The following is a 13,664-nucleotide window of genomic DNA, read 5'->3' on the forward strand; positions in this document are numbered from 1 at the left end:
CTCCTATGCTTCTATATAAATCGCATCAAATGCACAGTTGTCTTTACATGCTTCACATTTAATACAGATGTCCGGATTAATGTGGTAACACTGTTTGCGCACACCTGTAATCGCCCCCACAGGGCAATTCCTGGCACATTTGCCGCAGCCCTTGCAATACTCTGGATTGATGACAAAGCGGCGCATTGCCGTACATACTTTCGCCTTACACTTTTTCTCTGCAATATGCTCTTCATATTCGTCACGGAACAGCCGCAGGGTACTCAGCACCGGAAGCGGCGCGCTTTTACCCAATCCGCACAGCGCCATGCTCTTGACCATTTCAGCCAGCTCTTCCAGTCTGTCTAAATCCTCCGCTTCTCCTTTTCCGTCCACGATTTTCTCCAGAATCTCCAGCATACGTTTTGTTCCTTCCCTGCAGGGAACACATTTTCCGCAGGACTCCCTCTGGGTAAAACTCATGAAAAATCTGGCGACTTCAACCATGCAGGTATGTTCATCCATAACCACTAAACCGCCGGAACCAATAATCGCACCAAATTTTTTGATGGATTCAAAGTCCAGGGGAATATCCAGGTGCTGCTCTGTCAGGCAGCCGCCGGAAGGACCGCCAATCTGTACAGCCTTGAATTTTCCTCCGTCTTTCATTCCGCCGCCGATGTCAAAAATAATTTCTCTGAGCGTGGTTCCCATAGGCACTTCAATTAATCCGGTGTTCTGGATAGAGCCTGTCAGGGAAAATGTCTTTGTCCCAGGCGTGTCCTCTGTACCGATGCTGCGATACCAGTCCGCGCCGTTTAATACAATCTTTGGCACGTTTGCATAGGTTTCCACATTATTCAGAACCGTCGGTTTCGCCCACAGTCCTTTTTCTACCGTACGAGGAGGCTTTACGCGGGGCATTCCCCGGTTTCCTTCGATAGAAGCTGTCAGCGCGCTTCCTTCACCGCACACAAACGCTCCTGCTCCCCGGTTGATATGCATATGAAAGCTGAAATCCGTACCAAGAATATTGCTGCCCAGCATATGGCGTTTTTCAAGCTCTGTGATGGCATGTTTCAGCCTTGATACAGACATGGGATATTCTGCACGCACATATATGTATCCGTTTGCAGAGCCTACCGCATACCCTGCAATCATCATTCCTTCTATCAGTTTATAAGGGTCGCCCTCCATCACAGAACCATCCATGAATGCCCCCGGATCGCCTTCGTCACCATTACAAACCACATAGCGCTCGTTCTCCGGCTGGCTGGCTGCCTGTTTCCATTTCCGTCCTGCCGGGAAACCGCCGCCGCCCCGTCCCCGCAGCCCTGAACGGTCGACAGCATCTGCGACTTCTTCCGGCGTCATCTCAAACAACGCTTTCTGGAATGCCTGAAAACCGCCGCCAGCCAGATATTCGTCAAAGGATTCTGCGTCAAACTTTCCGCAGTTTTCCAATACGACTCTTGTCTGTTTCGATATAAACGGAATCTCCTCCGGGCTTTTGTAGCGAAAGCCTTTCTGTTCATATAAAAGGCTTTCTACCACATCATCCCCTTCTACAGAACGTTCAAAAATTTCTTTACAATTGCTTAGCTGAACCTTCGTATACTGTACAATTTTATCTCCTTTTTGGATACGCACCAGGGGGCCCAGTTCACATACGCCCTGGCATCCTGTCTTCTTCACTCCCAGGTGAGCTTTGTCATCATGCGGCCGGAAATCCACGGTTACCTCTGGAGTATCTTTTGCGATTTTCAGAAACTCTTCATAAATCTTCTGAGAACCAGTCGCAATACATCCTGTTCCTGAGCAGACAAGGATTCTGCAGGCATAGGAAGCCATTTCCTGCTCCGCTGCTTCACGGCTCTTTCTTAATTCTTCCCTGTTTTCAATCATCTGCATCACCTCTCAATTCTCGAATCAGCTCCAGTACTTTTTCCGGCGTCATGCGGGGATGGACGTCCTCATTTACCATAACCGCAGGCGCCAGCCCGCACGCCCCGAGGCAGGAGACCGTTTCTACTGTAAACATCATGTCATCCGTCGTGTGTTTCTTTGCACTCAGCCCAAGCTCTTTTTGAAATGCCTCCAGGATAGGAATCGATTTCCTCACATGACAGGCTGTACCATCGCAGACCTTTATGATATATTTCCCCTTCGCTTCAAAAGAAAAATTCTCATAAAATGTGGCAACACTGTAAGCTTTGGCTTCTGTGATTCCAATCTGCCCTGCGACATAGGTGAGTAATTCTCCCGGCAGATAACGGTATATACCCTGGATATCCTGCATAATTGGAATCAGCGAAGCAGGCTTTTTTCCATAAAAAGCAATAATTTCATCTGCCTTTTCATAATAAGTTTGATCCAGCATTGTCTTGCCTCCTTTAGATAGATTTTCGTAACAACTTATGTTTCCTATTATACTTTATATTTGCAGTTTTCACAATAATATTTTTCGAATTATCATTTGATTTCGCTGCTATTTTTCTAATTTTTTATCAATATACGTGATTTTTTTAACAAAAATACAGCACACCCTCGCTTCTGCCTGTAATACCAATCAGAAAGCTTCGGATGTGCTGTGCACTGCTTAGGAACAGGCTGCGGAATACCTGTTCCCGAAGGAGGTAGTTCAAGCTGCGGCTCTATAGGAACCTCAGCTTTTTTTGTGTATTTAATAAAAACGCAGCGAGAATCATTCACTAAGTAAAAACATGCCTGCTTACCCTTGCAGACATTTAACGCAGGACATACCTCTTATGTCCTGAATGGATGTTAAACTTTACGCGGAAGCCCATCTCACATATAAAGCAGGTTTCCTGACTTACAGATCATTACGCTGTCCCGCCTTCTCACAAATGGGTATGCAATGGACTTATGGAACAGAATTCCCTGAATACAGTGACCGGATCGCTCAGGACTCTCACCTGATTCCCTTTTCAGGAGCAAATACCCCTGCACTTCATATGGCAATATTAAATTACACATCTATATCCTACTAGCCTGGTAGTAATTTGTCAATCTTTATTTTTTATGATTGGTTTTAAGAAAATCATGAATCGTAAAAATTCCCCGCAGCCATTTAAACGCCGCGGGGAATTTTCTAAAACATCAGTTCCATCAGTAATCCTGCTATTTACTTGCCTTCTCTGCCGCTTCTACTACATGCCCTACCAGCACGGAGGTAGTTACGCTTCCAACGCCGCCAGGTACGGGAGTGATGGCATCTACGATTGGCTCTACTTTTGCATAGTCTACGTCACCGCAGAGTTTTCCTTCTTCATTTACATTGATACCTACGTCAATAATAATCTGTCCCGGCCTTACATAAGAATCGTCAACTACTCCTGCGCGTCCGGCAGCCACGATTACGATATCGGCCTCTTTTACTACAGACGGCATATCTACAGTCCTCGTGTGGCATACGGTCACAGTCGCATTTTTCTTAATCAGCATCATGGCGGCAGGTTTTCCTACAACCAGAGAACGTCCTACAACCACCGCCTTTTTCCCCGTGCAGTCAATTCCGTAGTAATCCAGAATTTCCATACATGCCTGCGGCGTACATGGCGGATAACCCAGGTCTTTTCCTGTAAATACGCCGGCCATAGAGCCGTCTGTCATACAGTCTACGTCTTTTGCCGGGTCAAGCGCCTGCTCAATCTCATTCTGATTTAAATGTTTCGGGAGAGGACGGAATAAAAGTACTCCGTGGACAGATTCATCGTTGTTCACTTCGTCAATTACTGCAAGCACCTGCTCCTGCGTTGCATCTGCCGGAAGAAGGTATTTCTTATATTCCACGCCCAGCTTCTCGCAGCGCTTTGTAGCTCCCCTTTCATATGACAGGTCGCTCTCGTTTTCACCGACACGCACAATTCCAAGCGTTGGCTTAATTCCTTTTTCATTCAGCTTCTGGGCTTTTGCAATAATGCGCTCATTCAGAGCCGCTACGACTTCTTTTCCTAACAATTGTTTTGCCATGTTCCCTCTCCTTTTATTTCAATCTTCCAAGTACGCTGTTAAAGATTTCTTCTGCTTTCTTCGGATATTCCGCAAGCATAGCGTCAGCTTTTTTATTTAACTCTTCTGCATATTCTCTGTTTTTCATGGATTTTGTATTGATATATACGTTCAGGGAAGCGCCCTCAAGCGCTGCTTTGCAGAACGCTGCTCCAACTCCGGCGTCGCTGATTGCCAGCGCGGAACCTTTTGCGGCAAATTCGGCGATAATGTCGATAGCTTCGCAGCATTTCTCCATGATTTCCATCGGAACAGAGCAGGCGTCTTTCAGCACGATTTCCATAACTCTGGCTTTCTCGGCCTTTTCCTCTTCTGTCTCTCTTGGCATTCCGTATGCTTTTGAAAGCGGTTCAAATACCTCCGCATCCCTCTCAATCAGCGTCAGCAAGTCAGCCTGGAGCTTATCGCATTTTGCTTTCAGCTCATACATCTCTGCTTCCACATCTGCATATTTTTTCTTGCCTACAGTCAGGCTGCCCACCATATTTCCAAGCGCTGTCCCAATAGCGCCTACAAGCGCAGATGCGCCGCCGCCACCCGGTACGGGCGCTTTTGATGCCAGCACTTCTACAAATTCATTACATGGTACTGTTGAAAACCCCATTGTTCTACCTCCTGTTTTCAGTTCCTGCTGTCTGGCTTTGTGCTGCAAAAAGCCAGACCAGACTGTTAGATTTTCTTTAATGTATTGATCGATATATCCCCCACCACTGCCAAATCTTCCGTCTCAAAAGACAACGGGAAATTATCAGAAAATAGTATCTGGGAGGACGGCGGAAATTCGTCATCTCCTGCCCACAAAATAAAGCGTACAAAATACTTATCCAGAAATTCAAATTCGTAAGCGGCGTCTCCCATATCCAGCTTTTTTGCCCCGATTTTTTCCATCTGCGCATGAAAAAGAGAAAGATTCGAACCATATCCAAACGCCAGGCGCATCATACAGCGTCCCTGAAACTGACGGAAATATACTTCTCCGTGGGGAACTTCCCGATAGGTCAGGAAATTTCCGCTTCCCGTGGATGACACACCTCTGGTCAGATAACGCATCACCATGATTTTCGGCGGAATGCCATCCTCCATCGCTCCATATCCATGTCCTTCCGGGTCTGCTTTCCGTATCGTACATTCCGGCCATTTAATCAGAAAACGCTTCTGCATCATGTGCATTTCAAATTCCTGCGTTTCTTCATGCCAGGGAATACCTGTGCGCTGTGCTGCCTCCTGTGGGTTAAGCTTTCGAAATTCCGCCAGATAATGCTCATAAGGGATGCGCTCTTTGTTGTCTTTTCCGTAGTCTATGTTCATGGGTTACTCCTTCTCTTGCTGTTTCAAGCCTATCCTCTATATTTTGTTGCTTTTAAGACCAAAGCACTGTTTTTATCTGTTGGGGAACAGGGACTTGTCTGTATGCGGCAGGAAACATGCGCCTACAAACTCATCCATATACTGAGGAATCGCGCTCAATTCTATATAAGTCATATTTTGCGCCACTTCATAAACCTTCCGCTCTGACTCCGTAGAGTACAGCATGGCATAAGCGCCCGCCAGAGAAGAATTTCCGATGTAGTGGTACATTTCCAGCGGTACATCCGGGAACATACCGATATTGATTGCATTTTCCATATTGATGCCGCTGCCGATACCTCCCGCTACATACACATTCTCAATCATGGAAATGTCAAAGTCACAGTATGCCAGCATCGTGCGGATTGCAGAGAAAATAGCGCCTTTGGCACGGATGAAATTGTCAATATCCACTTCTGTAATCTCTACATCTTTTACAGAACCGGCATCGGCTTCAAATGCAAGCACATAGCTTCCCATTCCATATGCGTCGCGCTTTATCCTTTTACCGTCGCGCACAAATTTCCCTTTGGGGTCAATGATTCCGCAGCGGAACAGCTCGCTGATAACGTCGATGATACCGGAACCGCACAGCCCGATAGGCTTTGTGCCTTCTTCTCCTACAATTTGGAACGCAGGCTCCATCGTATCAGCATCAATCGTACATGCTTCAATGGCGCCGTCCGTCGCGCGCATGCCGCAGCTGATATCGCCGCCTTCAAATGCAGGGCCTGCCGAACATGCACAGCTCATCATAAAGTCAGAATTTCCAAACACGATTTCCCCGTTGGTTCCCAAATCAATAAAAAGTGAAAATTCCGGTCTGTTCCACAGCATGCTCACAAACGCGCCTGCCGTAATATCGCCGCCCACATAACTGCCTATATTCGGCGCCACGATAATATGGGCGTCAGGATTCACATCAATGCCAATATCCTGCGCAAACAAAGAATTCGTCTTGAAAAATGCCGGGATATACGGCTCCATGCGCAGCGGGTTCGCATTGATTCCCATCAGCAGATGATTCATGGTAGAGTTCGCTGCTACGCACATACGATAGATATTGCGCTTTGTAATCTTTGCCTGGCGGCACATGCCATGCAGAAGCGGATTAAGCGTTTCATCAATCACGGCTTTCTGAAGCCGCTCCTTCCCGCCTGGCTTATCTGATTCGATAATCCGGTTAATAACATCCGCTCCATAACGAATCTGCCCGTTTCCTGCAGACCCCTTTGCCAGAATCGAGCCATCCAGCATGTTAATCAGGATACCGGACACTGTAGTTGTGCCGATATCGATTGCCGCTCCGGCAACGACTACCTCTTCCGATGCCGGGAAAATATCGTACACAAAGATATCTGACGCGGTTTTCCGGATCACGGCTTTTACTTTAAAGTCTGATTCACGCAATACATCCGGCAGTTTTTTCAGCACAGAGTACGGCAGCTTCACCCTCTCTAAGCCTGTTTCTGCTTTTACTGCGCGTGTAAGGCGCTCATTATCCGGCATCGTATCGTCCAAAGTCGGAATTTCCATGCTCAATTCTATGATTTCAAGATTATTTTTCAGTTCAATTCCTGCGTCAGCAATGGATGATTTGATATCGTCAAAAATCTTTATCTCGTCCGGTGATGACAAATCAGCTACTTTCATACGGCTTCTGTAAGCAGAGGCGATATCTGGCACCAGCACTTCTACGTCCGCGCTAATCGTGCTGGTGCAGGCCAGCCTCCAGCCGTCCGCATATTCTTCATCACTGATATGACGGGTCTTTTTTGATTCCAGTTCTCCATCAATGAGCTTCACTCTGCATTTTCCGCAAGATGCATTTCCGGAACACGGTGCATCGATAGCTACATTTGTTTTTCTCGCTACCTCAAGAAGGCTTTCACCGAAAGCAGCGAAGACGCTGACATCTTCGCTGTTTTCAAACTTAAAAGTAACCTTATACATTTATTAAATCTCCAGATAGGAATCTGCGTACAAAGTATTGTTTTTAAATACGTCACAAGACTTGATTGTCTCCATCAGACGCAGGTCGCATGGATTTACAATTGCAGAAGTAAGCCCCTGCATCATAGCCATTGCAACCATTGCGGAATCCATAATCGGACGGATGTGCTTTGGCATACCGTTAGAGTTATTGGACAGACCGCCTGTAGAGTTCAGTCCCATATCAGAGAACATCTTGATACATTCCAGAATATCCATCTGCTTGTCCTGCATTCCTTTTACAACCAGGAATAATGGGTCAAACCACAGATCTTCAGCCTCCATGCCATGCTCAAGTCCTCTCTCAAGAAGAAGCTGGCAGTATCCCATACGCTCATCATTGTCCTTTGCAATACCTTCGCCGTTACAGAGTGCGATAACGATGGCATCATTAGCTGCTGCCAAATCGATATTTTCAATCCTTCCTGCTGCATCCGCAGAGTTTACAATCGGTTTTCCTTTGGAACGGTTATATACGGAAATACCTGCTTCGATTGCCTTGGTATTGGAAGTATCCAGTGCCAGAGGTACATTGTCAAACTCACTCTGAAGCAGCTGAACTGCCCACTTCATTAAATCCTCTCCGTCGCTCTCTGCCGGTCCGATATTTACATCCAGATAAACAGCTCCTGCATCCAGCTGCTCTTTCGCCCTTTTCAGGATTGGTTCAGGATCGCGGCTTGTAAAAGCTCTGTTGACTGCCGGAGCAGTGGTGGAAAGTCTTTCACCAATTGTAACAAATTTTGCCATTGTCTGTTCTCCTTTTCTTTTAAATAATCCGCATATCACCTATGCGAAATCTTTCATAAATTTAACAAGCTGTACTGCTTCGTTCGGTGCAATAATTACTTCCCAGTTCGGTAATTTTGCTTCGATTTCTCCCTTTAATACAGCTACTTTGCCAGGGATAACCAATTTCCTGCTCTTTACTTTCTCTTCAATCTTTGCTTCCTCAAAGAATTTAGCGATGGTTCCTGCAGAGAACTTGCCTGCTGCCCAGGAAGTCAGTACGGAAAGTCCGCCGGCATCGCTGATAATCAGGTTTACAGGTACGCCTGAACGCTCCAGCTCTCCGGAAACCAGGAAGTATGTAAGAGCGAAGTCCACCGTCGTCAGGCATATAGAATTTTCATCTGCGCCATTCAGCGGATAAATGCCCGGCTCGACTTTCATTGGCTTCTGTGGATCTGTGAACAGGTTTTGGCGCAGACCGTACAGCGGAAGAGCTTCTGCATAAGAGATGTTTTCTGCTATTACGATAGAACCATATTTCATGGTAAACAGTGAAAGCAGAGCAGCCTGCTTGTGTGAGTCACCCATTGCAATTTTTGCTGTGTTGACGATTGATGGATAACCAAATGTCCTGTCTCCGTCTTTCAAAGCAGCCTTACGTACCTGAACTGCATTTGCAAACGTATCCTTTACATTTTCTCCGGTCACGTCGATTACCAGATTCTTGTTTCCAAGACCTTCCAGTTTTTCAACGGTATCATGGATTTCTGAAAGGTTTGCACCGCTTACGCCGAGAACAACGCCCGCTTCTGTAGCAACGGCATTCATTGCTTCATAGTTGGAAGCATCTGCGCCGTTTAAGATTGGCTTGCTGTCTTTGCATACTGCAAGCGCAGCTTTTGCCAGTTCAACATCTGTACATCCGAGTACCAGGACACGTCCGGTAGCTGCGGCTTTTTTTACAATTTCAACATAATCGGAAACTGCTTCAGAAGAGTGATTTACATAAATCATCTCCACGAACATACGCTCACCGATTCGCTCATAATCAACCTTTGCAATATCAGCTAATCTCGCATCCACTGCGGCAGCATCCATGCAGTCGCATACGGCCGATGCATAGCGCGTCTTGCTGACAAAAGTTTTCTCATGACGGAACAATACTGTCTCGCCGCCGAGTGTCATCTCAGCATCCCCTGCACCAACTTTGATGGTTTTCATTGGAGGCTCTGTAGCTGCTGACAGTTTTGCAAGAGCTTCCGGTGCAAAATACGGACATGCGCTGACATCAATCGCACCCTGTGCCACTTTCATAGAAAATGCCATACAGGTAGGACATCCACACTCTTTACAGTTTTTCTTTGGTGACAATTTAAAAATATCAAGACCTTTAAGTGCCATAATTTATAATCCTCCTTCGATAGCAGTTATACTAATTCTTTAACCAGGTTTGTGATGGTTGCAATTGACGTCGGGTGTTTCAGGATAACTGCGTTGGATCCGGATGCGATAACTGCCATAGCAGTTTCAACTTCCATATCAATTCCACGCGCTTCCTGGTCTCCCCACTCAGGAACATCTGCTTCAGAAGCCATAGCTTCTTTCACGCTCCAGGTCTCGGATGCTACAGGAGTTACAATTGGCATCTGCAGGTTTGCATCATTCTGTGACAATGCCGCTGCTTTAATACGATCCATAGTAGAAACCACATACTCGAATCCATATCCGGCTGCTGCAGTACCTACGTTCATAACAATACTCTTGCTGTTTACGCCAAGCTGTCCGATAAGCACATTCAGCTGCTTTGCAAGGTTGATATCAACGGCTGACTCCGCACCTACAATCTGCTTGTAAGCAAGTCCGGCTGCCGCGCCTACTGTCTTGTAGTTCTCTTCCTTTGCCGCCAGAAGCATTGCATTTCTGCCATCCAGCGCCTCTGCTGCTTTAGAAAGAAGCTCTGCGTCTTTTTCAGCATTCTTGCATCCTGCCGCTACGATTGGGAGATCTACTGCTGCAGCCACCTCTTTTAGTGCGCCGATTAATTCTTCTGTGGATTTGTTTGCTCCGTTTGGATCTCCGCCTTCCATACGGAAACATAAAAAGTCAACCCCCTCAAAGGAAGCGGCTTTCTTTGCGATGTCTGCGATACTTTCGCAGCCTTCATAATATTTTTTCACGCAGTCCGGTTCATTGTCCATACCAAAATCCGTGATTTCGATACCGACCTTCGGTGCATTCTCGATTGGTGCGTCAAAAGAATATAAGGGTAATACATTCTCACCGCCAATTTTGACTGCTTTGTCTCCGCTGCCAATTTCAACAGTATTGATGCTGGCGTTGAACTTTCCTGATTTAGCTGTAAATGGCATTTTAAATTATCCTCCTTCATGTTCTAAGCTGTTACCATGATTTTACAACAGTCTTAGTCAAAAATCAATGAAAAAGCCTTGGGTATGGGGCTTTTTCAGATGTGTATTAAAAAAAGTACATAGAAAAATTTATTGTAGCTCCTCAAAAGGTAGACTCAAGACCTCCCTCTTTTGCGTCTGCTCTGCATCCGCGGCAGCTTACGCTGCCTGGGAGGTCTTGAGTTAAAACCTCGGTGAAATCAAATGCCGCCTGCGGCGTCGCCTGATTTCTTTTCTCGGTTTTACATCATTGGTTCCATACTTAAAGCCGGATGTCCTTTTTCCTCTAAGAATGCCAGCAATGTTTCGGGATCTTCCGCTACCGTCTCATCGCCAATCATATCTACAAAGTTTTCAATACCGTACATTTCTTTTGCCGTCTCATTCAATCTCTCAGCTACCTGATCTTTCAAATCTTTCGGCATCCATACGATTCTGGCAACACCGCCTTCTGCCTTCATGAACTTCTTGGAAGCAATGAAGTGCTTTCCGTGTCCCATGAATCCCGGCGTCTGAACGCCGCCGCCTGTCATAGAAGCCAGTTCAGGGAACGTCATACCAATTGGTGTCATGCCTGCGTACTCACGGTTAGCGATGCATACGCCATTTGAAAGCGGCTCAATACCGCAGATACACTCAAAGCATCCACAGGAAGTCATCGGTTTCTCAATAATGGAATACAGAGATACATCTTCCAGAGCTCCCTGGGAGAATTTGCGTACAGCCTCATTAACGTCTTCGTATTCGCCGATTCTCTCGTCAATAATACGCTCTTTTGTGATTACCTGGCACGGTCCTTCCGGATCAAGCTGATGGGTTGCTTTTGCATCCAGCCATGAAACAGCGCCGCAGAGTCCAAGTCTTTCCGGTGTAACCACACATACGTGGCTCGGTGAGAATGCCTGGCACATGATACAGCTGTAGTATACTTCTACGCCTTCATCTGTCAGAGTCATAAGTCTCTCGTCACGTTTGTCAAACATTGGTGTTGCCACTTCATGACGAATCTTTGTACACTCAGCCGGGTCTGTATAAATTTTAACCTGGCACTTATCTACTACGGCTGCGAATTCGCTCTTAACTTTTGCATAGAGCACTTCGCCGATGTGTTTTGCACGGAATCCTGCCGCAAATGCATCTTTACTGATACGGATACGGATCATATCACGCTGTCCGGTATGCATCACACCCTCGATGCAGTTCAGATAGGAATGGAATTTACGCTCAAATACCGGCTCGAAGTCTGCCTGCATGTTCTTTCCTGCTACTTCTACCACGTATGCGATGCTGTTCTTGCTTCCTACTTCCATCTCGTCGATGTCTGGTCCGATAACTTCAATCTTGTGATCCTCAATCTCACTGGCTTCTTTTGCATGTACCAGCTCACAGCAGTCTACCCTGGAGCCGTCAAACTCTACCTGCATGTCGCCGCGGCGGATGATTTCTCCTTCGAATGCGGAAGCGAATGCCACAGGGATATCAATATTCGTAATCTTGATTTTAATATCTCTTGCTTCAAGAGAAGTTGCATTAAATTTGGAAACGTCTTTCTGTACAATCAGGCTCTTCGGCACACGGAAAGTCTCTTCATTTGTGATAACCGGGAATCCAAGCGCGATAGCGCCCGCGCCACATGCAACGATAACCGGATCAAGCGGTGCAAATGCATTAACAAATGCCGGAACACGCTCGAAAGTATATTTCATTAAACCGGCTGCATCGCCCGGCTGGATGTTGCCGAAAATCAGAGCTGCCCTGACTGCAACAGATACTACATGGATTACGCTTGTAACATCTTTTCCAAGAGGGATAACGCGTACGTTTGCGCCTGTCTTGTAGCCCATCTCTTCACACTGGTCAATAATACCGCCAACCAATGTTACCAGGATACCCTGTGCCTGATAGCTTTTTACCAGTTCTACGCCTTCCTGTGCGGTAGGGGCAGAGCCGAGGATAACTGCCACGCCTGGGATATCTCCTGTTACAAGGGGTACGCCCAGCTCACGGATAACTGCATCTGCCAAATGCCCGTAGCACGGCTCCTCATAAGGTACTGCACCGTCCATATACTTCAGCACTTCGATGAACTCCGCACACAAAGCAGTAGCCACGCCTGACATAAACGCGTCATTCAGGCGCTTTTCTCTTGTCATCAGGCTCTTCACTACGCCGAGGGCGTCTTTCAGCTCGCCAAGCGTTGCAACCTTTGTGCCTGTTACGCCATAGTAGCAGGGCAGGCTGTATGCGGTATTTGGGAAAGCAATCGCTTTGTCTGCGCCATGTTTTTCAATCGCGCCATTGATTGCGCCCTCTGTCAAACCGTATACGGTATCATTTCCACTAAATACAACATCAAATAATGTCACTGTTAAATACCTCCAATCAGCTATTTGATTTATCGATTTTTTCTTTTATTTTTATAATTTCACTGACGGCTTTCTCGCTGAAGTCAAACGGTGATTTGCCCTGGCGGTCCGCGTCAATGACCTCTTCATTATAATGAATGAATCCCAGTAAATCCTCTGCCGGAATCCTGGAGCTGATGAACTCTTCATCCGCCTCATTCCGTACTTTATTCGCTACGACACGCACTTGCTTTACGCCCAGCCCTTCTGCCAGCCGCTTCACGTTCTTGTATGTCTGGATGCTTCTGGCTCCCGGTTCTATGACTACCACAAACTGATCCATTCCGTCCGTTGTGCCACGTCCCAGATGTTCCAGTCCGGCTTCCATATCGAGGATAACCACGTCGCTGCTCCGCAGCACCAGATGATTGATAATGCGTTTCAGCATCACATGCTCCGGACATACACAGCCGCTTCCCGCCGTATCCACGGTTCCAAGCACCAATAGTTTTACACCGTTGTATGTCTTAGAATAGGTATCCGGAATGTCGGATACTTTCGGGTTAATTTTGTAGAATTTGTTGTCGTCGTTCGCACCTGTACGTTCCTGCACCAGCTTGCGCATTTTCGTAATCGGCACGATAGAATCCAGCAAATCTTCCGGGAATCCCAGTGCCAGTCCCAGATTTGCGTCCGGGTCTACGTCTGCAGCAAGCACATTCTTGCCTTCTTCTGCGTATAATCTTGCCAGTGTGGCGGCAAAAGTGGTTTTACCCACGCCGCCCTTTCCGGTTACTGCAATCTTCATAGTGATTCATCCTTTACCATG

General features: G+C 46.7%; 11 protein-coding genes and 1 riboswitch. All 11 genes read right to left on the minus strand.

Annotation, left to right across the window (positions count from 1 at the left end; translation table 11 throughout):
• Positions 1 to 3: 3 nt before the first annotated feature.
• The 11 genes from NFR99_RS01060 to NFR99_RS01110 all read right to left on the minus strand — a co-directional run bounded on the left by NFR99_RS01060 (position 4) and on the right by NFR99_RS01110 (position 13,643).
• The gene (locus tag NFR99_RS01060) at positions 4 to 1,884 is read right to left on the minus strand and encodes an NADH-ubiquinone oxidoreductase-F iron-sulfur binding region domain-containing protein (protein WP_251352281.1); all 1,881 of its coding nucleotides are present in this window, start codon (positions 1,882 to 1,884) and stop codon (positions 4 to 6) included.
• Positions 1,877 to 2,359 (minus strand): complex I 24 kDa subunit family protein, encoded by a 483-nt coding sequence (locus tag NFR99_RS01065; RefSeq protein WP_251352283.1) that lies wholly within the window; start codon positions 2,357 to 2,359, stop codon positions 1,877 to 1,879. Before NFR99_RS01065 ends, NFR99_RS01060 begins: the two co-directional genes overlap by 8 nt.
• A 421-nt stretch (positions 2,360 to 2,780) precedes the next feature.
• Positions 2,781 to 2,968, minus strand: a riboswitch (cobalamin riboswitch).
• Between the two features lie 152 nt (positions 2,969 to 3,120).
• Positions 3,121 to 3,972 (minus strand): bifunctional 5,10-methylenetetrahydrofolate dehydrogenase/5,10-methenyltetrahydrofolate cyclohydrolase, encoded by an 852-nt coding sequence (locus NFR99_RS01070; protein WP_120482121.1) that lies wholly within the window; start codon positions 3,970 to 3,972, stop codon positions 3,121 to 3,123.
• A gap of 13 nt (positions 3,973 to 3,985) precedes the next feature.
• A complete protein-coding gene (locus tag NFR99_RS01075) occupies positions 3,986 to 4,615 on the minus strand; it encodes a cyclodeaminase/cyclohydrolase family protein (RefSeq protein ID WP_120482123.1) in 630 nt (209 codons plus the stop codon).
• Positions 4,616 to 4,680: 65 nt separating this feature from the next.
• Complete coding sequence (locus NFR99_RS01080) at positions 4,681 to 5,319, minus strand: DUF3786 domain-containing protein (protein WP_251352286.1); 639 nt, start codon at positions 5,317 to 5,319, stop codon at positions 4,681 to 4,683.
• Positions 5,320 to 5,391: 72 nt separating this feature from the next.
• Complete coding sequence (gene acsV, locus NFR99_RS01085; RefSeq protein WP_120482127.1) at positions 5,392 to 7,311, minus strand: corrinoid activation/regeneration protein AcsV; 1,920 nt, start codon at positions 7,309 to 7,311, stop codon at positions 5,392 to 5,394.
• A 3-nt stretch (positions 7,312 to 7,314) separates the two neighbouring features.
• The gene (gene acsE, locus NFR99_RS01090) at positions 7,315 to 8,100 is read right to left on the minus strand and encodes a carbon monoxide dehydrogenase/acetyl-CoA synthase methytransferase subunit (RefSeq protein ID WP_120482129.1); all 786 of its coding nucleotides are present in this window, start codon (positions 8,098 to 8,100) and stop codon (positions 7,315 to 7,317) included.
• A gap of 39 nt (positions 8,101 to 8,139) precedes the next feature.
• A complete protein-coding gene (acsC, locus tag NFR99_RS01095) occupies positions 8,140 to 9,483 on the minus strand; it encodes an acetyl-CoA decarbonylase/synthase complex subunit gamma (protein ID WP_120482132.1) in 1,344 nt (447 codons plus the stop codon).
• A gap of 26 nt (positions 9,484 to 9,509) precedes the next feature.
• Positions 9,510 to 10,451 carry an acetyl-CoA decarbonylase/synthase complex subunit delta gene (acsD, locus tag NFR99_RS01100; RefSeq protein WP_120482134.1) on the minus strand — a complete coding sequence of 314 codons (942 nt, stop codon included), beginning with the start codon at positions 10,449 to 10,451 and terminating at the stop codon, positions 9,510 to 9,512.
• A 281-nt stretch (positions 10,452 to 10,732) separates the two neighbouring features.
• Positions 10,733 to 12,856 (minus strand): acetyl-CoA decarbonylase/synthase complex subunit alpha/beta, encoded by a 2,124-nt coding sequence (gene acsB, locus NFR99_RS01105; RefSeq protein WP_120482136.1) that lies wholly within the window; start codon positions 12,854 to 12,856, stop codon positions 10,733 to 10,735.
• Positions 12,857 to 12,872: 16 nt separating this feature from the next.
• Complete coding sequence (locus tag NFR99_RS01110) at positions 12,873 to 13,643, minus strand: ATP-binding protein (protein ID WP_120482138.1); 771 nt, start codon at positions 13,641 to 13,643, stop codon at positions 12,873 to 12,875.
• Positions 13,644 to 13,664: the final 21 nt, after the last annotated feature.

The organism is Hominisplanchenecus murintestinalis (assembly GCF_943193015.1).
GTDB lineage: Bacteria > Bacillota > Clostridia > Lachnospirales > Lachnospiraceae > Hominisplanchenecus_A > Hominisplanchenecus_A murintestinalis.

Bases quoted from the DNA above. Each gene is read 5' to 3' on its own strand.
- NFR99_RS01060 (WP_251352281.1), bottom strand. From the start codon at position 1,884: ATGATTGAAAACAGGGAAGAATTAAGAAAGAGCCGTGAAGCAGCGGAG.
- NFR99_RS01065 (WP_251352283.1), bottom strand. From the start codon at position 2,359: ATGCTGGATCAAACTTATTATGAAAAGGCAGATGAAATTATTGCTTTT.
- NFR99_RS01070 (WP_120482121.1), bottom strand. From the start codon at position 3,972: ATGGCAAAACAATTGTTAGGAAAAGAAGTCGTAGCGGCTCTGAATGAG.
- NFR99_RS01075 (WP_120482123.1), bottom strand. From the start codon at position 4,615: ATGGGGTTTTCAACAGTACCATGTAATGAATTTGTAGAAGTGCTGGCA.
- NFR99_RS01080 (WP_251352286.1), bottom strand. From the start codon at position 5,319: ATGAACATAGACTACGGAAAAGACAACAAAGAGCGCATCCCTTATGAG.
- acsV (WP_120482127.1), bottom strand. From the start codon at position 7,311: ATGTATAAGGTTACTTTTAAGTTTGAAAACAGCGAAGATGTCAGCGTC.
- acsE (WP_120482129.1), bottom strand. From the start codon at position 8,100: ATGGCAAAATTTGTTACAATTGGTGAAAGACTTTCCACCACTGCTCCG.
- acsC (WP_120482132.1), bottom strand. From the start codon at position 9,483: ATGGCACTTAAAGGTCTTGATATTTTTAAATTGTCACCAAAGAAAAAC.
- acsD (WP_120482134.1), bottom strand. From the start codon at position 10,451: ATGCCATTTACAGCTAAATCAGGAAAGTTCAACGCCAGCATCAATACT.
- NFR99_RS01110 (WP_120482138.1), bottom strand. From the start codon at position 13,643: ATGAAGATTGCAGTAACCGGAAAGGGCGGCGTGGGTAAAACCACTTTT.